Source organism: Brevundimonas sp. NIBR11 (genome assembly GCF_027912535.1).
Taxonomy (GTDB): Bacteria; Pseudomonadota; Alphaproteobacteria; order Caulobacterales; family Caulobacteraceae; genus Brevundimonas.
Genome location: NZ_CP115465.1, coordinates 1,966,562 through 1,988,956, shown reverse-complemented (window position 1 = coordinate 1,988,956; position 22,395 = coordinate 1,966,562). Strand labels below are relative to the sequence as shown.

Sequence of the window (22,395 nt, the reverse complement as noted above, 5' to 3'; positions counted from 1 at the left end):
CGCAACGCCTCGGCCCCTATGTTCAATCCCGGCCGCCGATGGCCGCGACCGGACGTCACGCCTCCCATGAAACAGTTCTTCCTGACGGTGCTCGGTGTCTTCACCGGCCTGATCCTGTTTGTCGTGGTGGTGCCGATCGTGCTGGTCATCGCTGCGGCGGCCTCGACCAGCAAGCCGACGACCCCGGCCAACGCAGTGCTGGAACTGGACCTGCGCGAGGGCCTGAGCGATCAGCCCTCCAACACACCCTTCGCGGTCTTCGGGGGCTCCAGCCTCTCGACCGTCGGCATTGTCGACACCCTGGCCCAGGCCGAGAAGGACGCGCACGTCAAGGTGCTGCTGGTCCGCCTGCCCGAAGCCGGCCTCGCCCCCGCCGCCGCCGACGAGATCCGTCAGGCGATCCGTCGTTTCCGCGCCTCGGGCAAGCCGGTCATCGCCCACTCCCAGGGCTTCATGCCGGTGGGGACCAGCATCTCCAGCTTCATGGTCGGCGCCGCCGCCTCCGAGCTGTGGATGCAGAACACCGCCAATTTCCAGACGACCGGCTTCTCGGCCGACAGCGTCTTCCTGGGTCGCGCCTTCGAACGCTACGGCGTCAGGCCCGAGTTCGAGCAGCGCTACGAGTACAAGAACGCCGTCAACGAATACACGCAGTCGGACTACACCGGCCCTCACCGCGAGGCGATGACGGCCTGGATGACGTCGATCTATGGCTCGGCTCTGGCCAACGCCGCCTTCGATCGCAAGGTGGAGGGCCGGGCCCTGAAGGCCGCCATCGAAGCCGGCCCCTATTCGGCCGCCCAGGCGCTGCAACTGAAGCTGATCGACAAGATCGGCCAGGTCGAGGAGGCCGAGGCCGAGGCCGAGCGTCGGGCCGGAAACGGCGCCGACATCATCGAATTCTCTGACTACGCCTCGTCCCAGGGCGAACGCGTCGGCTCAGGGCGGGACGCCATCGCCATCGTCGGCGGCGAGGGCGCGATCGTGACCGGGGCGGGCGGTAGCGGCGGCTTCGGCGGCGGATCCTCCATCGCCTCGGACCCCACGGCCGAAGCCATCTACGACGCCATCGAGGACAAGTCGGTGAAGGCCATCGTCTTCCGCGTTTCGTCACCGGGCGGCTCGCCGGAAGCCTCGGAACAGATCCTCGCCGCCGTGCGCGCGGCCAAGGCGGCGAACAAGCCGGTCGTTGTCTCCATGGGCGACTATGCGGCCTCGGGCGGCTACTGGATTTCCTCGGAAGCGAACTGGATCGTGGCCCAGCCCTCGACCCTGACCGGCTCCATCGGCGTCTTCGGCGGCAAGTTCGTGGTGTCCGAGGCGCTCGGCCGCTTCGGCGTGGACCTGCGCGGCATATCGGTCGGCGGACAGTATTCCGACGCCTTCAGCCCGTCGTCGTCCTGGACCGAGGCCCAGCGCGCGGCCTTCTCCGCATCCATGGATCGCACCTACGAGGAGTTCGTCCAGCGCGTCTCGACCGGCCGCCACATCCCCATCGCCCGCGTGCGCGAGATCGCGCGCGGCCGGGTCTGGACCGGCGCGCAAGGCAAGACCCTGGGTCTGGTCGATCAGCTGGGCGGCCTGACCGAGGCCATCGCCAAGGCGCGGGAGCTGGCCCAGATTCCCTCAACCCAGTCGGTGCGTCTGAAGCGATACCCCGAACCGCAGTCTCCGTGGGAGGCCCTGTCGGCCGCCTTCGGCGTCCAGTCCGAAGCCGCCCGCGCGCTGATCGCCATCGGAGGCGTCATGGCCGATCCCCAGGCCCAGGCCGTCCTGTCCCGCGTCGAGACCGAACGGATGCGCGGGCAGGGGGCCTCGGTCCTGGCCGATCGGCCGCTCTGACCTCCGTCCGGGTGCGGCGATTAACACTCGGCTGTGAAGCGCCCGGTCATTGACGGTTCACCTCTGTGGACCGACATTGGAGGTTCAGGCGTTGTTCACGACGCTCGACAAGGATGTGAGATGACTCAGGACCCCTTCGCCACCCTCGGCTTCCAGAATCGCCGCCGGCCCCAGGGCCTGCTCGCGCCGATCCTGTGGCTGGGCGGCGTGGTCGCCACCGTGGCGGCCCTGACGCTCGGCGCGGTGCTGGCGGTCTTCACCGCTGCGGCCGTGGCCGTCATCGCCCTGTTCGCCAGCGTCCTGATCTTCTTCACCGGCTTGGCCGTCCGCGCCCGCCGCAAGGCCACGGTCCGCGCTCGTCGCTCAGACGACGTCATCGAGGCCCAGAAGGTCGGTGACACCTGGGTGACCTACGGCTGGGAACAGCACGGGCGCTAAACCGATGCTGACCATCGGCGACGCCCCGTCGCCCAATTTCGACCAGCGTCGCGGTCCGCCCGACATGGTCGTGCTCCACTATACTGGCATGCAGACCGCCGAGGCGGCCATCGCCCGCCTGCGTGACCCCGAGGCCAAGGTCTCGGCCCACTACGTCATTGACGAGGACGGTTCGGTCCTGCGGCTAGTGCCCGAGGAGCGTCGCGCCTGGCATGCCGGCAAGAGCTGGTGGAAAGGCGAGACCGATATCAACGCCGTCTCCATCGGCATCGAGATCGTCAATCCGGGCCACGAGTTCGGGTATCGCGACTTCCCCGACGCCCAGATCGTCTCGGTGATCAAACTGATCGACGAGATCCGCCAGCGCTGGGCCATCGAGGACGCGCGCATCCTCGGCCACTCCGACGTCGCTCCCACCCGCAAGGAAGACCCGGGCGAACGCTTCCCCTGGAAGAAACTGGCCGAACACCGCCAGGGCCTGTGGTTCGAACCGGCCTCCGAACGCATCGCCGCCCTCGGGCCGCCTTTGGGCATCGGCGATGAGGGACTGGGCGTCCACGTCCTCCAGGCCGGTCTGCACCGCCTCGGCTACGAGCCCCTGCCGGACGGGAAGTACGCCGAAGAGACACGCATCACGGTGCAGGCCTTCCAGCGCCACTGGCGGCCGTCCAAGGTCGACGGCATCGCCGACGGCGAGACGCGGGCGACCCTGATGGGCGTGCTCCAACTCGCCTCGGCCGAGAGCGTCACGGGCGTCCTGAATTGACCTGAGGCGCCAAAACGCGCATCACGCCCCCGCCAGACGGCCGGGCGGTCGCGGCGGGACTTGCTCCCGTCGAGGAAAGTCCGGGCTCCACGGTGAAAAGGCGGCGGGTAACGCCCGCCCGGGGTGACCCGAGGGATAGCGCCACAGAAAGCAAACCTCCTGCGTTTCGACGCGGGTAAGGGTGAAAGGGTGGGGTAAGAGCCCACCGCGTAGCTGGTAACAGCGACGGCATGGCAAGCCCCGCCTGGAGCAAGACCGAATAGGGACGTCGCGCGACTTCGGTTGCAGGGTTCACCGCCCGAGGCGTCCGGGTAGGTCGCGAGAACCGTCCAGCGATGGGCGGTCCAGAGGAATGATCGTCGCCGTCCTACGGGCGGACAGAACCCGGCTTACAGGCCGTCTGGCTTTATCCCCGCTAACGCTTTTTCGCCACAGTGCGGCGCGGATCACCGTGTCTGCATTGACTCCGCTGCACATCAATACTGCACGTGTTCTGTGTATGTTCTGTTGAAAGTCTGCAACGGCTATAACTTTGGTTAAATTGCGCTAACCAATCCCATTGAGACCCAATCAGTCCCATGCTATCCCATCCTGGCTGTTGCGGGACTAGGCGGCGCCGGCTTGTCGGGCGCGGGGATGAACTCTTAGGGGCGGGCCGACGGGCTCGATTGGACGGGCGTGTTCCTCGGAACCAGTGAGAAGCAGTTGGACGGCAAGCGCCGTCTCCTGATCCCACAGGAGTTCCGCACCTCCGCGAACGGCGCCGAGCTGGGCGTCTTTTGCTTTTTCTCCGTTGAATCCGATTGCCTTGAGGCCGGCGGCGACAAGCTGATGGCTGAGTATGTCGCCATGATCGAAGCCCTGCCGTTCGGCGACGACTGGCGCACGGCGCTGGAGGAGACGGTCTACGGCGGCCAGAAGCAGCTGGCCTACGACGGCGGCGGCCGCATCACCCTGCCGGAAAGCCTGTGTCAGGAGGCCGGCCTCGGCGAGGACGTGGTCATCGTCGGTCTCGGCCCGCGTTTCCAGATATGGGACCGCGCGCGCTGGAACGCCCGCAAGGACGCGCGCCGCGAGCTGGCCCGGAAGGCCATGCGCGAGCGCGGCGACGTCGCACGCCGCCGCATGCCGGGGAACGACGCATGAGCGCCCCGCACGCCCCCGTCCTGCTGGATGAAGTCCTCGAAGCCCTGGCCCCGAAGAAGGGCGACGTCGTGATCGACGCGACCTTCGGCGCCGGCGGCTACACCCGCGCGATCCTCGCGACGGGCGCACACGTCATCGCCCTGGATCGCGACCCGACGGTCCAGCGTCACGCCGACGCCGTCGCCAACGACTTCCCCGGCCAGTTCCAGCTGGTCCGCACGCCGTTCTCGGGCCTTTCCGACGCCTTCGCCGAAAGCGGCAAGGCGAAGCTGGACGGCGCCGTCTTCGACATCGGCGTTTCCTCCATGCAGCTGGACGAGGCCGAGCGCGGCTTCTCCTTCATGCGCGACGGGCCGCTCGACATGCGGATGGCGCGTGACGGCGAGAGCGCGGCCGATATCGTCAATACCTGGGACCACGGCCCGCTTGCCCACATTCTGAAGCTTTATGGTGAAGAGCGTCAGTCGGGCCGCATCGCCACGGCCATCCTGCGCCGCCGGGTCGCCGAGCCCTTCACCCGCACCCTCGACCTCGCCGACGTCGTCGAAAAGGCGCTGGGGGGCCGGCGCGGCGCCCCGACCCATCCGGCGACCCGCACCTTCCAGGCCCTGCGCATCGCCGTGAACGACGAACTGGGCGAGCTGACCAAGGGTCTCGAAGCCGCCGAACGCACCCTGTCGCCGGGCGGGCGTCTGGCCGTCGTCACCTTCCACTCCCTCGAAGACCGGATCGTTAAGGCCTTCCTGACCGAGCGCAGCGGCAACGCCCCCGGCGGTTCGCGCCACGCTCCGGTCGCCATCGAGACCCGCAAGCCGTCCTTCACGCTCCAGTTCAAGGGCGCGCGCGAGGCCGGCGAGGCCGAACTGGCCGCCAATCCGCGTTCGCGCTCGGCCAAGCTGCGTGCGGCGATCCGCACCGAGGCTCCGGCCTGGAGGGCGGCCGCGTGATCGCCCGCTCCGTCCAGCGACTGTTCAACTGGAAGATCCGCGGCATCCGCTGGATCGAGATCATCGGCGTCATCTGCGTCGCCGCCATGGTCTTCTCCGTCTATGTCGCCAAGGCCGCCGCCGCCCGCGAGAGCGCCGAGATCGGCCGGCTGGAGCGCCAGATTGCCGAGAACGCCCAGCGCGTCCGCCTGCTCCGCGCCGAGGCCGCCCGTCTGGAACAGCCCGGCCGTCTGGAAGCCCTGTCGCGCGGCGCCGCCCTGGCGCCCGTCAAGGCCGAGCGTCAGGTGGAAGAGACCGCCCTGCCGACCCTCAAGCCGGTCCACGTCCCGGCGCCGATCGCCCCCGTTGCGGCGGTTCCGGAAGCCGCCGCCCCGGCCGCTGTCGCGGACCAGGCTCCCGCCCCTGACCCGGAGGCCGTGCGATGACCGTCCACGATCCGCGCGCCTTCCGTCCCGCGCCCGGCGCGCGTCCCCTGACCTCCGCCGTCTCGCCCTGGCTGCGCTGGATCGGAGAGGCCGTCTGGTTCGTCGAGCACGCCTTTGAACGCGCCCGCGCCGACGCCCGTCCGGAAGAGGACACCCGCGTCCGCATCTTCCTGATCCGCGCCATCTTTGTGGCCGTCTTCTCGGGTCTGGCGCTGGGCGCCGCCAACGCGGCCCTACTGTCCCCGCGCGGTGGACACGGCGTGTCCACGGTCGCCGGCGCCCTGCAGCGCGCCGACCTGACCGACCGCAACGGGGCGTTGCTGGCCACCAACATCACCCACTACGGCCTCTACATCGATCCGTCCGAAGTCTGGGACAGGGATGCCGCCTTCCGCCAGATCCGTCGCGCCCTGCCGGGCGTTTCGGCCAGCCGTCTGCGTCGCGTGCTGAACGGCGACCGTCGCCTGATCGTCGAGCCGGGCCTGACCCCGGCCGAGCGCCAGGCGGTGCACGCCCTCGCCCTCGGCGGCGTCTCCTTCGAGCCAGAGGATCGCCGCGTCTATCCGCTGAACGCCTCGGCCGCCCACGTCATCGGCACGGCCGACTCGGGCGGGCAGGGGGTCTCCGGCGCCGAACTCGCCTTCAACGACGCCATCCGCGAAGCGGGCTCGAAGGGCGAGGACTTCGCCCTGTCCATCGACCTGCGGGTCCAGGGCGTGCTGGAGAACGAACTCGGCGCCGTGGCCTCCGAGGTCGGCGCCAAGGGTGCGGTCGGGGTCGTCGCCGACGCCCAGACCGGCGAGATCCTGGGCATGGCCTCCTGGCCCACCTACGACGCCAACCGTCGCGGCCAGGCCTCTGACAACGCCGCCCTGAACCGCGTCACCTCGGCCCACTACGAGATGGGATCGGTCTTCAAGACCTTCACCATCGCCACCGCCATCGACAAGGGTCTGGCCGATCTCGACACCCTGATCGACGCGTCGCAGGCCTATATGATCGGCAACCGCCGCATCCAGGACTTCCACGCCACCAACAAGATCCTGACGCTGGAAGAAGTCTATCTCCACTCCTCCAACATCGGCACCTCGCGCCTGGCGGTGGAAATGGGCGCTGACACCATGCGGTCCTACTTCCAGAAGCTGGGCCTTCTGGACGCCGCCCCGATCGAGCTGCACGAGAGCGCCCGTCCGCGCCGCCCGCGCGACTGGTCGGACTCGACCCGCGCCTCCATGTCGTTCGGTTACGGCATCATGATCACCCCGCTGCAGATGACGGCGGCGACGGTGGCCCTGGTCAACGGCGGGACCTATCGCCCCCTGTCCCTGCGTCGCGGCGGCTCGGGCGCCGAGGGTCATCGCGTGGTCAGCCCCGAGACCTCCGCCGCCGTCCGCCAGCTGATGCGCGCCAACGTCCTGCGCGGCTCGGGCGGCCAGGCGAACGCAGCGGGCCTCCGCGTCGGCGGCAAGACGGGCTCCGCCAACAAGCTGGTCAACGGCCGCTATGACGCCAGCCACGGCGTCGGCTCCTTCGCCAGCGTCTTCCCGGCCGACGGTCCTGAGGACACGAAACGCTATGTCATCTTCGTCCTGATCGACGAGCCCAGCCAGGGGTCGCGTCTCGGCGGCGCCGTCGCCGCCCCTGTCGTGGGCCGCGTCGCCGACCGCATCGCCGGCTTCCTCGGCGTCCAGCGCCGCATCGACCCCCCCGTCACGGCGGCGCCCCAATGAGCGCGATGCGTCTGTCCGACCTCCTGCGCCGCGACGTCTCGGCCGATCCGATGATCACCGGCGTCACCGCCGATAGCCGCAAGGTCGCCCCCGGCGCCCTGTTCGTCGCCCTGCCGGGCAACGCCGCCGACGGCCGCGCCTTCATTCCCCAGGCCCTGTCGCAGGGCGCCGCCGCCGTCCTCGCCCCCCAGGACACGCCCGAAGACCTCGCTCCGCTGCTGGTCCGGTCCGGCGATGTCCGCCGGGCCTACGCCCTCGCCGCTCGCGGCTTCTACGGCGCCCAGCCGGCCACCTGCGTCGCCGTCACAGGCACGAACGGCAAGACCTCGGTCGCCGCCTTCTGCCGCCAGATCTGGGCCGCCCTTGGCATCAAGGCCGCCTCCATGGGCACGCTCGGCGTCGTCGCCCAGTCGGGCGCCCGCACCGAGGCCCTGACCCCGCCCGGCCTGACCAGCCCCGACGCCGGCGACGCCGCCCGTCTGCTCGCCACCCTGGCCGAGGGCGGCGTGACCCATCTGGCGCTCGAAGCGTCCTCCCACGGCATCGACCAGCGCCGCCTCGATGGTGTGACGCTGAAGGCTGCGGCCTTCACCAACCTGACCCAGGACCACCTCGACTATCACGGCGACATGGAGGCCTACCGCGCCGCCAAGCTGCGCCTGTTCGAGACCCTCCTGCCGCGTGGCCGGACCGCCGTGCTGAATGCGGACTCGGACGCCTACAACGCCTTCGCCGCCGCCTCGATCATGTCCGGCCTGGGCGTCATGGGCGTGGGCGAACGCGGTCGCGACCTCTCCCTGATCGAGCGTCGCGCCGTGCCGGAAGGCCAACGCCTGATCCTCGACGTGCGCGGCGACCGCCACGACGTCCTCCTGCCGCTGGCCGGCGCCTTCCAGGCCTCGAACGCGCTGGTGGCCGCGGGCCTGTGCATCGCCGCCGGCGAGGACGCCGCCAAGGTCCTCCACGCCCTGGAAAAGATCACCGGCGCCGCCGGCCGCCTGCAACGCGTCTCCGGCGGACGCGGCGAGGCCTATGTCGACTACGCCCACACCCCTGACGGCCTCGAAACGGTTCTGAAGGCGCTCCGCCCCCACGCCACCGGCCGCCTGATCGTCGTCTTCGGCGCCGGCGGCGACCGGGACAAGGGCAAACGCCGCCTGATGGGCGAGATCGCCGGTCGTCTGGCCGATGTCGCCATCGTCACCGACGACAACCCCCGCTCCGAAGACCCCGCCGTCATCCGCGCCGAGGTTCGCGCTGGCTGCCCCGAGGCTCTGGAGATCGGCGACCGCCGCGCCGCCATCCGTGAGGCCACGGCCATGATGCGCGACGGAGATGTGGTCGTCGTCGCCGGAAAAGGGCATGAACAGGGTCAGATCGTCGGCAAGGTGACTCACCCGTTCGACGACGCCACCGAACTTGACGAGGCCCTTAAGCTCGATGCCTGACACCACCCCGCCTCTCTGGACGGCGAAAGACATCGCCACGGCCACGGGCGGGAGGATCGAAGGCGGCGACTTCGAAGCGCACGGCCTCACCTACAACAGCCGTGAGATCGGCCCCGGCGACCTGTTTCTGGCGCTGAAGGGCGCCCGCGACGGTCACGACTTCGCCGACAGCGCCTTCGCCGCCGGAGCCACCGGCGCCTTGGTCGAACACGCCGTCTCCGGTCCCTGCGTTATCGTTCCCGACACCCTGCACGGACTGGAGGCCATGGGCGCCTTCGCCCGCGACCGCACCCCCGCCAAACGCGGCGCCGTCACCGGCAGCGTCGGCAAGACCTCGGTCACCCAGGCGATCAAGGCCGGTCTCGATCTCGCCGGCCCCGCCCACGCCTCGATCAAGAGCTACAACAACCATATCGGCGTGCCCCTGACGCTGGCCCGCATGCCCCAGGCGACCCAGCGCGCCGTCTTCGAGATCGGCATGAACGCGCCGGGCGAGATCGCCCCCCTGTCGAAACAGGTCCGGCCCCACGCCGCCTGCGTCACTACCGTGGGCCCCGTCCACATCGAGGCCTTCGCCGACGGCGAGGCCGGGGTCGCCCGCGAGAAGGCCTCGATCTTCGAGGGCCTGGCCCCGGGCGGTCTGGCCGTCGTCAACGGCGACATCTGGGTAGACACGCTGAAAGCCGCCGCCCTGGCCGTGGACGCCGACATCGCTGTCTTTGGCTCGCAGGCCGGCCACGACGCCCGTCTGCTCGACTTCGCCCCCTTCGAGGGCGGCGCTCGCGTCAAGGCCGAGCTGCGCGGTCGGGCGCTGGACTTCACCCTGAAACAGTCCGGGTTCCACTGGGGCCTGAACAGCCTGGCCGTCCTCCTGATGCTCGAGGCGCTGGACGTCCAGGTCGAGACCGCGCTTCAGGCCCTCGCCGACTTCCAGCCGCTGAAGGGCAGGGGAGAGACGCGCCGCATCCCCATCCCCGGCGGCGCCTTCACCCTGATCGACGAGAGCTACAACGCCAATCCGCTGTCGATGACCGCCGGATTCCGCTCGCTGGGCGCCAAGCCGATCGCACTGGGCGGCCGCCGCATCGCGGTCCTGTCGGACATGCTGGAACTGGGCGACCAGTCCGCCGCCATGCATGCCGGTCTTGCCGAGCCCATCGACGCCGCCGGCCTCGATATCGTCCATGCCGCGGGTGCGGAGATGCGCCATCTCTACGACGCCCTGCCGCCCTCCCGTCGCGGCGTCTGGGCGCCGACTGCGGCCGAACTCGCCGCTCAGGCCGCCGATCTGGTCGGCGCCAATGACATCGTCATGGTGAAGGGCTCCAACGGGTCCAAGGCTTCGCTTGTCGCAGCCGCATTGGCGGCGCTAGAGCGCTAGGGAACGACTTCCCTCAAGCAGGCGCGCGCCGCGCGCGCGTTGATAGGGAAACAAGAATGGGGGGTCCGCCCCTCAAGTAGGGGAGCGCCGCGCGCGACCCGGTAGGGGGCTACAAGAATGTTCTATCTGCTCTATCTGTATTTCGCCGACGTGGCGCAGGATTACCCCCTGCTCAACCTGGTCCAGTACCAGACCGTTCGTGTCGCCCTCGCCATGGCCACAGCCATGATCGTCGCTGTCGCCATGGGCAGCCGCTTCATCTCCTACATGCGCGTCAAACAGGGCAAGGGTCAGCCGATCCGCGCCGACGGGCCGGTCAGCCACCTCTCCAAGGTCGGCACCCCGACGATGGGCGGGCTGATGATCCTGGCGGGCATCGCGGTCGCCGTCTTCCTGTGGGGCGACCTGACCAACCCCTACATCTGGATCGTGAGCTTCGTGACGGCGGCCTTCGGCGTCCTGGGCTTCATCGACGACTACGCCAAGGTCACGAAACAGACCTCGGCCGGCCTGACCTCGAAACAGAAGCTGGCGGCCCAGATCGTCGTCTCGGTCATCGCGGGCGTCTGCGTCGTCCTGTGGATGTGGCGCTCGCCGACCTCACCGGGGCTTGAGACCTCTATCGCCTTCCCCTTCTTCAAGGACGTGCTGCTGAACATCGGCTGGTTCTACGTGGCCTTCGCCGCCTTCACCCTTGTCGGCTTCTCCAATGCGGTGAACCTGACCGACGGTCTGGACGGCCTGGCCATCGTGCCGGTGATGATGTCGGCGGCGGCCTTCGGCGTCATCTCCTACCTCGTCGGCAACTTCATCTTCGCGGAGTATCTGGGCGTCCACCACGTGCCGGGCTCGGGTGAACTGGCCATTTTCTGCGCCGCCATCATCGGCGGGGGCGTGGGCTTCCTCTGGTACAACGCCCCGCCGGCCAAGATCTTCATGGGCGACACCGGCTCGCTGGCCCTGGGCGGCGCGCTCGGCGCGATCGCCGTGGCCACCAAGCACGAGCTGGTCCTCGGCATCGTCGGCGGCCTGTTCGTCGTCGAGGCCGCCTCGGTCATGATCCAGGTCGCCTACTTCAAGGCCACCGGCAAACGCATCTTCCTGATGGCCCCCATCCACCACCATTTCGAAAAACTGGGCTGGCCGGAATCGACCGTCGTGATCCGCTTCTGGATCGTCGCCGCCATGCTGGCCCTGCTGGGTCTCGCCACCCTCAAGCTGCGCTAGACCCGTGATCCCCGTCCCCGGCTATGAGGGCCAGCGCGTCGCCGTCTTCGGCCTCGGCCGGTCGGGCATCACCGCCGCCCGCGCCCTCAAGGCCGGCGGGGCCGAGCCGATCCTTTGGGACGACGGCGTGTCCAGCCGTCTGCAGGCCGAGGCCGAAGGCTTCGAGGTCGAGGACCTGACCGTCGCCGACTGGTCGTCCTTCGCGGCCCTCGTCCTTTCGCCGGGCGCCCCCCTGACCCACCCCAAGCCCCACTGGACCGTGGACAAGGCGCGCGCCGCGAACGTCTCCGTCATCGGCGACATCGAACTGTTCGCCCGCGCGCTCGCCGCCACGCCTGCCTCGCTGCGCCCCAAGGTCGTCGCCATCACCGGCACCAACGGCAAGTCCACCACCACGGCCCTGATCGGCTGGGTGCTGAAACAGGCGGGCCTGAAGGTCGCCGTTGGCGGCAACATCGGCATCGGCGTCCTCGCCCTGCCGGCCCCGACCGAGGTTCAGGCCTATGTCATCGAGGTCTCCAGCTACCAGTTGGACCTGACCACCAGCTTCGCCCCCGATGTCGCCATCCTGACCAACATCTCGCCTGATCACCTCGATCGCCACGGCGGCATGGAAGGCTATGTCGCCGCCAAGGCCCGGCTGTTCGCCAATCTGGGGGGTGAGGCGGTCGCCCTGATCGGAATCGACGAGGAGTGGGGCAGGCGCGTCGCCCGGCGCGTGGCCAATGTGGCAACCGTCCAAACCTATTCTTCTCCCCTCGGGGGAGAAGGTGGCTCGCGGAGCGAGACGGATGAGGGGGTTCTGTCCGCATCCTCATTGGCTGGAGAGAGTTCGCTGACGCAGCCCCCTCATCCGAGCCCTTCAGGCCCACCTTCTCCCCCGAGGGGAGAATGGATCGTTGCTACGCCCGGCCAGCTCACCGTCGCCGACTCGACCATCGACTTCACCAACGCCCGCTCTCTGCCCGGCCGTCACAACGCCCAGAACGCCGCCTTCGCCTATGCCGCCGCCCGCGCAGTCGGCGTTTCGCACGACGCCGCCGTTGAGGGCCTGATGACCTTCCCCGGCCTCGCCCACCGCATGGAGACGGTCGGTCATCTCGGCCCCGTCCGTTTCGTCAACGACTCCAAGGCCACCAACGCCGACGCCGCGCGCCAGGCTCTCATGTCGTATCCGACCACCTTCTGGATCGCCGGCGGCCGCGCCAAGGACGGCGGCATAGAGGACCTTCGCGACCTGTTCCCGCGCGTGACCAAGGCCTACCTCATCGGCGAGGCGGCCGAGGACTTCGCGGCTGCGCTCGGCGACACGCCCCACGTCATCGCGAACGACATGGCCACGGCCGTCGCCCTCGCATCGGCCGACGCCCAACAGGCCGGAGGCGATCAGGTCGTTCTCCTCAGCCCCGCCTGCGCCAGCTTCGACCAGTTTCCCGACTTCGAAGCGCGTGGAGAATCGTTCCGGGCCGCCGTTCTTAACCTCGGAGCTACCCCTTCCGTTCATGGTTGAGAAACCATGACCCAGGCCGCCTACTCCCACCCCTTCTCGCGCAACGACCAGAGCCCGATCGCCCAGTGGTTCTGGACTGTGGATCGCGGCCTGCTCGGCGCGGCGCTGGCCCTGATGGGCCTTGGCGTCATGCTCAGCTTCGCCTCGTCCCCGGCCGCCATCCTGGCCGATGAGTCGATCACCGACCCCTTCCACTATTCCTGGCGCATGATCGTCTGGGCCACCGGCGGCATCGGCATCATGATGACCATGTCGCTGCTGTCGCCCCGAGGCGTCCGACGCATCGCGGTCCTGGGCCTGCTCGGCGCGATTTTCGTCATGGCCCTGCTGCCCTTCATCGGCGACACGGTGAAGGGAGCCGCGCGCTGGGTGAACCTCGGCCCGTTCAGCCTCCAGCCCAGTGAGTTCGCCAAGCCCAGCCTGATCGTCTTCGCCGCCTGGATGTTCGCCGAAGGCCAGAAGGGCGAGGGCGTCCCCGGCGTCTCCATCGCCTTCGGATTCTACGCCGTCACCGTGGCCCTGCTCCTGATCCAGCCGGACATCGGCCAGACGCTTCTGATCACCACCACCTTCATGGCCGTCTTCTTCATGGCGGGGGTGCCGCTGCGCTGGGTCGCGGTGCTGTCGGGCCTGTTCGCGGCGGGCATGGCCGCCATCTATCTGCTGTTCCCGCACGTCCAGGCGCGCGTCGCCAAATTCGTCTCGCCCGGCGTCGAGGACACCCATCAGATCGACCGCGCCTCCATGGCCATCCGTGCCGGCGGCCTGGTCGGACGCGGGGTGGGCGAGGGGGTCATGAAGCGCTCCGTCCCCGATCTGCACACCGACTTCATCTACTCCGTCGGCGCCGAAGAGTTCGGCCTCGTCCTCAGCCTCTGCATGATCGGCCTCTACGCCTTCATCGTCTTCCGCGGCATGGGCCGGGCGATGAAGCTGAACGATCCCTTCGAACAGACGGCGGCGGCGGGCCTGTTCATGCTGATCGGCCTGCAGGCCTCGATCAACGTGGCGGTGAACCTGAATTTGATCCCGACCAAGGGGATGACGCTCCCCTTCATCAGCTACGGCGGCTCCTCGATGATGGCCATGGGTCTGACGATGGGCTTCGCGCTGGCGTTGACCCGCCGCCGCCCCGGCGCCTACGAACCCGGAGCCAGTCTGGCGCGCCCGCGCCGCCTGCTGATGCCGTGAGTTTGCCTTCTCCCCCTGGGGGAGAAGGTGGCCCGCAGGGCCGGATGAGGGGTATGTTTCCACCTCTCGGACGAAGACGTCGGTAGCCGCCAGCCCCCTCATCCGTCAGGCTCCGCCTGCCACCTTCGCCCCCGAGGGGAGAAGGAAGACCTCAGGAGACCGCGTTCTTGTCCCAACTCTGCGTCGTCGCCGCCGGCGGAACCGGGGGCCACATGTTCCCGGCCGAGGCCCTGGCCCGCGAGATGGCCGCGCGCGGCTGGCGCGTGGTCCTCGCCACAGATCACCGCGGCGAACAGTACGCCCACGCCTTCCCCGCCGAGGAACGCCTTGCGCTGGACGCCGCCACCGGCTCCGGCCCCATCGGCCTGCTCAAGGCCGGCGCCGCCATCGTCCGGGGCGTCGGCCAGGCCCAGACCGCCTTCGACCGTTTGAACGCCCAGGTCGTCGTCGGCTTCGGCGGCTATCCGTCCGCCCCCGCCCTGGTCGCCGCCATCCTGCAGAAGCGCCCGACCCTGATCCACGAACAGAATGCGGTGCTGGGCCGCACCAACCGCGCCCTAGCCCCCCACGTCCGCGCCGTCGCCTCCTCCTTCCCGACCCTGGAACGCGCCTCGGCCGAGGTGAAATCCCGCGCCCAGGTCGTCGGCGCTCCCGTCCGCGCCGACATCCGCGCCCTGTTCGACCGCGCCTATGCCCCGCCCGGCGACGGGCCCATCCGCATCCTCGTCACCGGCGGCTCGCAAGGCGCCCGCCTCCTGTCCGAGACCACGCCCCGCGCCCTGGCCGCCCTGCCGGACGCGCTGCGCCGCCGCCTCAAGGTCCAGCAACAGTCCCGCCCCGAGACCCTGGAAACCTCGCGCCAGATCTATCTCGACGCCGGCATCGACGCCGAGGTCGCCCCCTTCTTCCGCGACATGGCCAGCCGGCTGTCGGCCGCCCATCTGGTCATCGGCCGCGCCGGCGCCTCGACCTGCGCCGAGCTCGCCGTCGCCGCCATGCCGTCCATCCTGATCCCGCTGAAGATCGCCACTGACGATCACCAACGCCTGAACGCCAAACTCCTGACCGACGTCTCCGCCGCCGAGATGATCCTGGAAGACGAGGTGACCGTCGACGCCATGACGGCCGCCGTCACCGGCGTCCTCGCCGATCAGCGTCTCGCCGCCATGAGCGCGGCCGCCCGCGCCGTCGCCATTCCTGACGCGGCCCAGCGGCTGGCCGATTTGGCGGAGGCGACGGCCGGCTGATGGCCTCGCAGCTGCCGCCGGTGGGAACGGACGACGCGGCCGACGCGCTGTTCGCCTCGATGCCTCCCCAGATCACCGAACTGACTCACCAGATCCTGACCCTCTGGCGGCGCTTCTACTGGCTGCCGGAATGGCTGGTCGTGGCCATCGTGGTGGCCGTCTTCGTCGGCGCCGGCTGGATCGTGCACCGCATCGCCTTCTCGATCCTGCGCCTGATCGTGAAGAAGAAGGATCTGTTCTGGCGCGGCGTCGTCGAACGGGCGCGGGCCAAGCTGCGGGTCCTGATCATCCTGATTTCCATCGGGGTGGCGGTGACCGCTTCGCCGCTGGACCCGGACCCGTCCCAGACGATCCGGGCCATCCTGCTGTTCCTGACCATCCTGGTCATGGGCTGGATCGTGGCCGGCGCGGTCGACATGTGGGCCGTCGTCTATCTGCGGAAGTTCAACATGGCGGCCGAGGACAACCTCGTCGCCCGCAAGCACATCACCCAGACCCGCATCCTCCAGCGCGCAGCCGTCATCACGATCGGCATCGTCTCCGTGGGCCTGGCCCTGATGACCATCGGGGCGGTGCGTCAGTGGGGCGTGTCCCTGCTGGCCTCGGCCGGCGTGGTCGGCATCATCGCCGGTCTGGCGCTCCAGCCGGTGCTGAAGAACCTGTTCGCCGGCATCCAGATCGCCACGGCCCAGCCCATCCGTATCGACGACGCCGTCATCGTCGAGAACGAATGGGGCGTGATCGAGGAGATCACCTCGACCTATGTGGTGGTCAAGCTGTGGGACTGGCGGCGCATGATCCTGCCGCTCAGCTACTTTATCGAGAAGCCGTTCCAGAACTGGACCCGCGAGACCGCCCGTCTGATCGGCTCGGCCTTCCTGTACGTCGACTACGAGGCGCCGATGGACCGCCTTCGCGACGAACTGGACCGGATCTGCCGCGCCTCCCCGAACTGGGACGGCGAGGTGATCAGCCTCCAGGTCACCGATATCACCGACCGCGTCGCCCAGGTCCGCTGCCTCGCCAGCGCCCGCTCGGCCCCGGTGGCCTTCGATCTCCGCTGCGAGATCCGCGAGAAGATGCTGGCCTTCATCCGCGACGAATGCCCGGAGGCCCTGCCGAAGGATCGTCTCAATATCCCTCTGCCGGTGGGAGAGGGTTTGAGCGTCCAAGAGCGCTAGCGATTGGAAACGCGAAAGGGTGAGGGTCGAATCTAACCGTCAACGCACGACCCTCACCCTTTCGGCCAAGCCGCATCGCTGCGCTCTGCGGGCCTCAAGCCCTCTCCCACCGGGAGAGGGGTCACTCGGCCATCGCCGCGCGACCGATCCTCACCGCCTCATCCACCGTCACTGCGACCACCTCCGCCTCCACCGTCCCGCACGCCACGTCCAGCAGCTCCGCCGCATCCCCGCCGGGCGCCGCCTCATAGGCTGGCTGACCCTCCGGCATGGTCGGCCCCTCCGCCCCGCCGACCGCCACCGAAGCGAAGTCCAGCCGATCCGCCATCCGCGCCCCGCAGTCGAACCGCCACCAAGACCAGCCGCCCAGATAGCGCGTGGTTCCGACCGTGAAGTCCTCCTCGACCACCTGCAGCGACCGCATCCGCGCCCCAGCGCCGTGCCTCTCGATCGTCGGCAGATCCGCGAACACCACGAAGCGGCCCACGCCCGTCATCGCCAGCGCATGCACCGCGGGCGGCGCCTCCGGAACATCCTGCATCATGCGACCAGCTTCTCGGCCTGGGTCAGGTCCACGCTCACCAGCTGCGACACACCCCGCTCCGGCATGGTCACCCCGTACAGACGATCCATCCGGCTCATCGTCACCGGATTGTGGGTGATGACGATGAAGCGCGTGTCCGTGCGGTTCCGCATCTCGTTCAGCATCCGGCAGAAGCGATCGACGTTGGCGTCGTCCAGCGGCGCATCCACCTCGTCCAGCACGCAGACCGGCGCCGGATTGGCCAGGAAGACCGCGAAGATCAGGGCCGCCGCCGTCAACGCCTGCTCGCCGCCCGACATCAGCGACATGACCGCCAGACGCTTGCCCGGCGGGCAGGCGAAGATCTCCAGTCCCGCCTCCAGCGGATCGTCGCTTTCGACCAGCTTCAGCTCGGCCTGACCCCCGCCGAACAGGGCCTCGAACAGGCTCTTGAAGTTGTCGTTGATGACGTCGAACGCCGCGACCAGCCGCTCGCGACCCTCGGCGTTCAGCTCGTCGATCCCGTCGCGCAGCCTGGCGATGGCGCCCGTCAGGTCCGACCGCTCCAGCCGCATGGTGTTCAGTCGCTCGCCGTACTCTCGCGCCTCTTCCTCGGCCAGCAGGTTCACCGCCCCCAGGTGCTCCCGCTCACGCTCCAGCCCGAACAGCAGGCTCTCGGCCCCCGCGGCGTCCGGCGGACGGGCGATGGCGTCGTCGATCAGCCTCTGGCCCAGCTCTTCCGGCGACATCTGCGCCGCCTCGCGGACGTTGTTGTGGGCGTCCAGCAACCGCTCGGCCGCCGCCTCGGCCCGCGCCGCCAGACCGGCTCGAGCCTCCCGCGCACTGGACGCCGCCGCATCCGCCGCCCGGCTGGCCCGGTCCGCATCCGCGGCCTCGCCCTCTGCGACCGCCAGCGCGTCCGCCGCCTGCTTCCGCCGCGTCTCGGCCGAGGTCAGCATGTCCATCAGCGACGACCGTTGCGAGGCCAGGGCCTCCGGCGCCCGCTCGGCCTGCAGCAACAGGGCCGCCGTCTTCGTCGCATCGCCTTCCAGCGTCTTGATCCGCGCCCCCGCGTCCTTCGCCCGCGTCGTCCAGCCGTCTCGCTCCCGCGTCACGCCCGCTAGCCTCTGCTCGCGCCCGGCCCGCTCGCGCGCCTCGGCATCCCGATCCGCCCGCGCCGAGGACGCCGCCGCCCGCGCCGCGTCCGCCGCCGTCCGCGCCGTCGGCAGCTCGACCTTCAGCCCCTCCAGCGTCTCGGACGGCGCATCGGTCGTCAGGGCCTCGGCCAGGGCCGCCTCCGCCGCCTCATGCTCGGTCGTCAGCCGCGCCAGGGTCTCGTCCAGAGCCGTCGCCCGCGCCTCGCGCCGCGCCTGTTCGTTGGTCAGACGCTGAACCGCATCCCGCGCCGTCGTCACCGCCTTGTCGGCCGCGAAGGGCAGCAGCCGCGCCGCCTTCACCGCCTCTTCCGAAGCCCGGAAGGCTTCCGTCGCGGCCTTCAGCGCGGCCTGCGCCGTCTCCAGCGCCGGCTTGCCCTGGTCGATCTCGGCTTCCAGCTCCGACAGCCGCGTGCGTTGCGCCAGCCGCACCGCCGCCGGCCTCGGCGCCTCCGCCCGGCTGACGAACCCGTCCCAGCGATAGAGGTCGCCCTCGCGCGTCACCAGTCGCGCGCCCACCGGCAGCGCCTTCGCCAACTCCGCCGCCTCGCCCTTGCCCGCCACGCCGCACAGGGCCAGTCGCGCCGCGAGGGCCTCCGGCGCCGTCACATGATCCGCCAGCGGCTCGATTCCCTTGGGCCACGCCGGGGAGGGGACATCCGCCCCGCCCCAATAGGCGGCCGCCTTCGCGTCCAGCGCGGCGTCCAGATCGTCGCCCAGCGCCGCCGCCAGCGCCGCTTCGAAACCCTTGTCCGCGCTGACCTGATCCAGCGCCGGCGGATGGTCGCGCCGTCCGGAGACCAGCAGGGACGCCAGCCCTCGCGCCTCGGTCTGCAGCCGGCCCAGCCGATCCTCGGCCGCTCGCGCCGCCGTGCGCGCCTCCTGCTCGGCCCGCGCCCTGTCGCCCCGTTCGGCCTCGGCCTTCTCGACCCCAGCCCGCGCCTCGGTCAGGGCCGCCGTCGCCGTCTCCAGAGCCTTCCGCGCCTTCGCCAGTTCCGGCGTCTCCAGCGGCCCCAGCGCCTCGCGCTCGCGCTTGGCTCCCTCCAGAGCGGCCAAGGCCCGCGCCACCCGCGCCTCGGCGTCGCGTTTGCGCGCCGTATCGGCATTGGCCCGCGCCTCGACCGCCGCCATCGAACCCGCCAGCCGTTCGACCTCGGCGTCCGCCGCCCGCCGCGCCTCTTCCGCCGCCTCCAGCGCCCGGTCCAGCTCCGGCCCGCGCTGAGGCGCCGCCGCGATCTCGGCCGTCAGCGTCTCCCGCTCGGCCGACAGTCGCGTCAGTTCGGCCTCGGCGTCGCCGGACATGGCGATTTCGCGCTCGGTGTCGTTGGCGATCCGCTGCGCCTCGGCCGTCAGCCGGTCCACCTCGGCCCGCGCCTGCTGCTCGGCCATGTCCAACCGGTCGCGCTCAAGCGAGGCCCGGTGCAGCAGGGCCGCCGCCACCGCATCCTCTTCCCGTGCGGGCTTCAGTCCTTCCTGCGCCGACAGGGCCGCCGTCTGGGCCTTGGCCGCCTCCGACGTCGCCTCCGCCACCGCCCGGTCCGCCCCTGCCAGCTCCGAGGCCGCCGTCTCCGCCGCCAGCCGCGCATCGTTCCAGCGCACGAACAGCAGGGCGGACTGCAACGCCCGGATCTCGGCCGAAATCTTCTTGTACTTCTCCGCCTGCCGCGCCTCGCGCTTCAGCCGCACCAAAGCCGTGTCCAGTTCGCGCCCGATGTCGTCCAGCCGCTCAAGGTTCGCCTCGGCCGCCTTCAGCCTCAGCTCCGCCTCGTGCCGCCGCGTATGCAGCCCCGCCACCCCGCCGGCTTCTTCAAGGATACGTCGCCGGTTCTGCGGCTTGGCCGCGATCAGCTCCGAGATCTGCCCCTGGCGCACCAGCGCAGGCGAGTTCGCCCCCGTCGAGGCGTCGGCGAACAGAAGCTGGACGTCCCGCGCCCGCACCTCCTTGCCGTTGATGCGATAGGTCGAGCCCTGGCCCCGGTCGATCCGGCGCGACACCTCGATGATCGCGCTGTCGGTGAAGGGCTGGGGCGCGCGGCGTTGCGCATTGTCGATGGTCAGCTGGACTTCGGCATGGTTGCGGGGCGGCCGGTTCGAAGCCCCGGCGAAGATCACGTCGTCCATGCCCTGGCCGCGCATGGCCTTGGCCGAGTTGGCGCCCATGACCCAGCGCATGCTCTCCAGCACGTTCGACTTGCCGCAGCCGTTCGGTCCGACGATCCCCGTCAGGCCGGGTTCGATCTGCACCTCCGACGGATCGACGAAGGACTTGAACCCGACCAGACGGAGACGCTGGAATTGCATCCCGTCGTCAGCGGCGGGGCAGCAGCGGCGTGATCGCGGCCGTCAGACCCGCCAGCGAATTGTCCGGCACGGCGCGGCCATTGACGAAGAAGCTGGGCGTGCCCTGAACCCCCGCCGCCGTCGCGCCCGCCACCTCGGCGCGGATGCCGTTCAGGGTCGCCGGATCGGCCAGGCACGCGTCGATCTGGGCCTGGGTCCGGCCGCTGGCGGCGATGCCCGCCGCATACCAGTCGGCGATGGGCGCGCCGTCGTACAGGGCGGCCTGGCCGGTCATGAAGGACGAGGCGACGTCGAAGAACCGGGCCGGCGCCGCGCAGCGGGCGATGCCGGCGGCGCGCGCGGCGACCTGGGTCGGATTGGTCGGCAGGTTGCGGAACACCAGCTTCACCTGCCCCGTATCGATGAACCGCGTCTTGAACGCCGGCAGGACCGTGGTGTGCCAGTGGGCGCAGTGCGAGCAGACGAAGGACGCGTATTCGATGACCGTCACCGGCGCGTCGGCGCGGCCCAGCACCCGGTCGGCCGCCGTCACGGCGGGCGGCGGCGTGATCGTCTGGGCGGACGCGGCCATAGGCGCGGCGACCAGGGCCAGCATCAGCAACAGGGAACGGATCATCGGCGGTCTCACTTGGCCAGCTCGGCCTCGATGGCCGGACCCAAGTCTGCCATGACCGCGCCCTCGCCGCCCGGCGACGAAACCTGACGACCGTTGACGAAGAAGGTCGGTGTGTTGATCACGCCCGCATCGGTCGCGGCCTTCACGCGGCTTTCGAGCGCGGCGATCGCTTCGGGGTTGGTGACGCAACGCTGGAAGGCGGCCTGATCCATCCCGTTCTCGCCGGCGATGCGGATCAGGCTGTCGCGCGGATTGGTCCCCGTGCGCCACTCGTCCTGGCTCTTCATGATCGCGTGGATCACGTCGAAATATTTGTCCTCGCCGGCGCAGCGGGCCATCAGGAAGCCGGCCGCGGCAACGTCTGCCGGCGGCGTCGGCAGCTCGCGGAAGACGTAGCGGACCTTGTTCGTATCCACATACGCGGCCTTGAACGCCGGCCAGGTATTGGCCTGCCACAGGGCGCAGTGCGGGCAGGTGGGCGAGGCGTATTCGACGACCGTCACCTTGGCGCCCTCGGCGGCGCCCAGGGCCATGTCGCCGTCGACCACGGCCTTGGAGCCGCCGCCGCACGAGGCCAGCGTCAGGGCCGTCACGGCCAGGAACAGGTTTCGCAACAGGGTCATCGGATCAGCTCGCGGCCAGGGCGGCGTCGATCTTCTCCGACAGGCTCGCCAGCGAGCTGTCGGCGACATGCTCGCCATTGACCATGAACCATGGCGTGCCGGTCACCCCGGCCGAGATGCCGGCCTTGATGCGGGCGTCCATGGCCTTGATGGCGTCCTCGTCGGTGACGCAGTCCTGGAACTGCTGTTCCGTCAGGCCCGCGCCGTTGGCGATGCGAAGCAGGACCGTCCGCGGCGGAACCCCGCCGAAGATCTCCGACTGGCTGGCCATGATCTCGTGGATGACCGGGAAATACTTGTCAGGCCCGGCGCAGCGCGCCATCAGGAAGCCGGCGATGGCGACCGGCGCGGGATCGGTCGGGAACTCGCGGAAGACGTAGCGCACCTTGTTGGTGTCGACGTATTTGGCCTTGAACTCCGGATAGACCTGGTTCTGCCAGGCGGCGCAGTGGCCGCAGGTGACCGAGGCGTACTCCACCACCGTGACCTTGGCCCCCTCGGGCGCGCCCAGCGCCATGTCGCCCTCGGCCGGAGCGGCGGCGCCGTTCCCCGAACAGCCGGCCAGCAGCGTCATCGCCGCGAGCGCAGCGCCCGTGACGGCCGCGCGGCGGCTCATGGAGGCGTATTTGAACGGCATGGCGTTTTCCTCGACAACTCGGGTTCGGATGATCGCGCGATTCCCCCGACGGCCTCGCGCGA

The 22,395-nt window shown here is 69.9% G+C and carries 19 protein-coding genes and 1 other RNA gene; 15 read left to right on the top strand and 5 right to left on the bottom strand.

Annotation, left to right across the window (positions count from 1 at the left end):
* The first annotated feature begins 66 nt into the window (after positions 1-66).
* From sppA to O5O43_RS10025, 15 genes are all read left to right on the top strand, one after another.
* A complete protein-coding gene (sppA, locus tag O5O43_RS10095; RefSeq protein ID WP_271083758.1) occupies positions 67-1,842 on the top strand; it encodes a signal peptide peptidase SppA in 1,776 nt (591 codons plus the stop codon).
* Between the two features lie 120 nt (positions 1,843-1,962).
* A complete protein-coding gene (locus O5O43_RS10090; RefSeq protein WP_271083757.1) occupies positions 1,963-2,280 on the top strand; it encodes a hypothetical protein in 318 nt (105 codons plus the stop codon).
* Positions 2,281-2,284: 4 nt separating this feature from the next.
* Entirely contained in the window at positions 2,285-3,046 is a 762-nt protein-coding gene (locus O5O43_RS10085; RefSeq protein ID WP_271083756.1) for an N-acetylmuramoyl-L-alanine amidase, read from the top strand.
* A gap of 32 nt (positions 3,047-3,078) precedes the next feature.
* Positions 3,079-3,454, top strand: an RNA gene (gene rnpB, locus O5O43_RS10080) — RNase P RNA component class A.
* A 270-nt stretch (positions 3,455-3,724) separates the two neighbouring features.
* A complete protein-coding gene (locus O5O43_RS10075; protein WP_271083755.1) occupies positions 3,725-4,192 on the top strand; it encodes a division/cell wall cluster transcriptional repressor MraZ in 468 nt (155 codons plus the stop codon).
* Positions 4,189-5,139 (top strand): 16S rRNA (cytosine(1402)-N(4))-methyltransferase RsmH, encoded by a 951-nt coding sequence (gene rsmH, locus O5O43_RS10070; protein WP_271083754.1) that lies wholly within the window; start codon positions 4,189-4,191, stop codon positions 5,137-5,139. The genes O5O43_RS10075 and rsmH overlap by 4 nt, the downstream gene beginning before the upstream one ends.
* On the top strand, positions 5,136-5,564 hold the full coding sequence (locus O5O43_RS10065) for a cell division protein (protein ID WP_271083753.1): 429 nt from the start codon (positions 5,136-5,138) through the stop codon (positions 5,562-5,564). The genes rsmH and O5O43_RS10065 overlap by 4 nt, the downstream gene beginning before the upstream one ends.
* Complete coding sequence (locus O5O43_RS10060) at positions 5,561-7,294, top strand: penicillin-binding protein 2 (RefSeq protein ID WP_271083752.1); 1,734 nt, start codon at positions 5,561-5,563, stop codon at positions 7,292-7,294. Before O5O43_RS10065 ends, O5O43_RS10060 begins: the two co-directional genes overlap by 4 nt.
* Positions 7,291-8,742, top strand: a complete 1,452-nt coding sequence (locus O5O43_RS10055) for a UDP-N-acetylmuramoyl-L-alanyl-D-glutamate--2,6-diaminopimelate ligase (RefSeq protein WP_271083751.1) — start codon at positions 7,291-7,293, stop codon at positions 8,740-8,742. The genes O5O43_RS10060 and O5O43_RS10055 overlap by 4 nt, the downstream gene beginning before the upstream one ends.
* Positions 8,735-10,123: a UDP-N-acetylmuramoyl-tripeptide--D-alanyl-D-alanine ligase gene (gene murF / locus O5O43_RS10050; RefSeq protein ID WP_271083750.1), complete on the top strand. Its 1,389-nt coding sequence runs from the start codon at positions 8,735-8,737 to the stop codon at positions 10,121-10,123. Before O5O43_RS10055 ends, murF begins: the two co-directional genes overlap by 8 nt.
* Before the next feature lie 117 nt (positions 10,124-10,240).
* Positions 10,241-11,350 (top strand): phospho-N-acetylmuramoyl-pentapeptide-transferase, encoded by a 1,110-nt coding sequence (gene mraY / locus O5O43_RS10045; protein WP_271083749.1) that lies wholly within the window; start codon positions 10,241-10,243, stop codon positions 11,348-11,350.
* Between the two features lie 4 nt (positions 11,351-11,354).
* On the top strand, positions 11,355-12,860 hold the full coding sequence (gene murD, locus O5O43_RS10040; protein ID WP_271083748.1) for a UDP-N-acetylmuramoyl-L-alanine--D-glutamate ligase: 1,506 nt from the start codon (positions 11,355-11,357) through the stop codon (positions 12,858-12,860).
* Between the two features lie 6 nt (positions 12,861-12,866).
* On the top strand, positions 12,867-14,051 hold the full coding sequence (locus tag O5O43_RS10035) for a putative peptidoglycan glycosyltransferase FtsW (RefSeq protein WP_271083747.1): 1,185 nt from the start codon (positions 12,867-12,869) through the stop codon (positions 14,049-14,051).
* Between the two features lie 167 nt (positions 14,052-14,218).
* The gene (murG, locus tag O5O43_RS10030; RefSeq protein ID WP_271083746.1) at positions 14,219-15,298 is read left to right on the top strand and encodes an undecaprenyldiphospho-muramoylpentapeptide beta-N-acetylglucosaminyltransferase; all 1,080 of its coding nucleotides are present in this window, start codon (positions 14,219-14,221) and stop codon (positions 15,296-15,298) included.
* Between the two features lie 59 nt (positions 15,299-15,357).
* Positions 15,358-16,479, top strand: a complete 1,122-nt coding sequence (locus O5O43_RS10025) for a mechanosensitive ion channel family protein (protein ID WP_271086419.1) — start codon at positions 15,358-15,360, stop codon at positions 16,477-16,479.
* Between the two features lie 121 nt (positions 16,480-16,600).
* On the opposite strand, the gene O5O43_RS10020 is transcribed toward O5O43_RS10025, so the two are convergent.
* The 5 genes from O5O43_RS10020 to O5O43_RS10000 are packed head-to-tail and all read right to left on the bottom strand — an operon-like array spanning position 16,601 to position 22,333.
* The gene (locus tag O5O43_RS10020; protein WP_271083745.1) at positions 16,601-17,023 is read right to left on the bottom strand and encodes a hypothetical protein; all 423 of its coding nucleotides are present in this window, start codon (positions 17,021-17,023) and stop codon (positions 16,601-16,603) included.
* Positions 17,020-20,457, bottom strand: coding sequence for a chromosome segregation protein SMC (gene smc, locus O5O43_RS10015; RefSeq protein WP_271083744.1), 3,438 nt, complete (start codon positions 20,455-20,457; stop codon positions 17,020-17,022). Before smc ends, O5O43_RS10020 begins: the two co-directional genes overlap by 4 nt.
* 7 nt (positions 20,458-20,464) lie before the next feature.
* Positions 20,465-21,073, bottom strand: coding sequence for a thioredoxin domain-containing protein (locus tag O5O43_RS10010; RefSeq protein WP_271083743.1), 609 nt, complete (start codon positions 21,071-21,073; stop codon positions 20,465-20,467).
* An 8-nt stretch (positions 21,074-21,081) separates the two neighbouring features.
* Complete coding sequence (locus O5O43_RS10005; protein ID WP_271083742.1) at positions 21,082-21,696, bottom strand: DsbA family protein; 615 nt, start codon at positions 21,694-21,696, stop codon at positions 21,082-21,084.
* 4 nt (positions 21,697-21,700) lie between these two features.
* Positions 21,701-22,333, bottom strand: a complete 633-nt coding sequence (locus O5O43_RS10000; RefSeq protein ID WP_271083741.1) for a DsbA family protein — start codon at positions 22,331-22,333, stop codon at positions 21,701-21,703.
* Positions 22,334-22,395 lie beyond the last annotated feature (62 nt).

What these genes read in the sequence shown, in the direction of transcription:
- sppA (WP_271083758.1), top strand. Translation starts at nt 67, where the DNA reads ATGAAACAGTTCTTCCTGACGGTGCTCGGTGTCTTCACCGGCCTGATC.
- O5O43_RS10000 (WP_271083741.1), bottom strand. Translation starts at nt 22,333, where the DNA reads ATGCCGTTCAAATACGCCTCCATGAGCCGCCGCGCGGCCGTCACGGGC.
- O5O43_RS10090 (WP_271083757.1), top strand. Translation starts at nt 1,963, where the DNA reads ATGACTCAGGACCCCTTCGCCACCCTCGGCTTCCAGAATCGCCGCCGG.
- rsmH (WP_271083754.1), top strand. Translation starts at nt 4,189, where the DNA reads ATGAGCGCCCCGCACGCCCCCGTCCTGCTGGATGAAGTCCTCGAAGCC.
- mraY (WP_271083749.1), top strand. Translation starts at nt 10,241, where the DNA reads ATGTTCTATCTGCTCTATCTGTATTTCGCCGACGTGGCGCAGGATTAC.
- smc (WP_271083744.1), bottom strand. Translation starts at nt 20,457, where the DNA reads ATGCAATTCCAGCGTCTCCGTCTGGTCGGGTTCAAGTCCTTCGTCGAT.
- O5O43_RS10085 (WP_271083756.1), top strand. Translation starts at nt 2,285, where the DNA reads ATGCTGACCATCGGCGACGCCCCGTCGCCCAATTTCGACCAGCGTCGC.
- O5O43_RS10025 (WP_271086419.1), top strand. Translation starts at nt 15,358, where the DNA reads ATGCCTCCCCAGATCACCGAACTGACTCACCAGATCCTGACCCTCTGG.
- O5O43_RS10010 (WP_271083743.1), bottom strand. Translation starts at nt 21,073, where the DNA reads ATGATCCGTTCCCTGTTGCTGATGCTGGCCCTGGTCGCCGCGCCTATG.
- O5O43_RS10060 (WP_271083752.1), top strand. Translation starts at nt 5,561, where the DNA reads ATGACCGTCCACGATCCGCGCGCCTTCCGTCCCGCGCCCGGCGCGCGT.
- O5O43_RS10005 (WP_271083742.1), bottom strand. Translation starts at nt 21,696, where the DNA reads ATGACCCTGTTGCGAAACCTGTTCCTGGCCGTGACGGCCCTGACGCTG.
- murF (WP_271083750.1), top strand. Translation starts at nt 8,735, where the DNA reads ATGCCTGACACCACCCCGCCTCTCTGGACGGCGAAAGACATCGCCACG.
- O5O43_RS10020 (WP_271083745.1), bottom strand. Translation starts at nt 17,023, where the DNA reads ATGATGCAGGATGTTCCGGAGGCGCCGCCCGCGGTGCATGCGCTGGCG.
- O5O43_RS10055 (WP_271083751.1), top strand. Translation starts at nt 7,291, where the DNA reads ATGAGCGCGATGCGTCTGTCCGACCTCCTGCGCCGCGACGTCTCGGCC.
- O5O43_RS10035 (WP_271083747.1), top strand. Translation starts at nt 12,867, where the DNA reads ATGACCCAGGCCGCCTACTCCCACCCCTTCTCGCGCAACGACCAGAGC.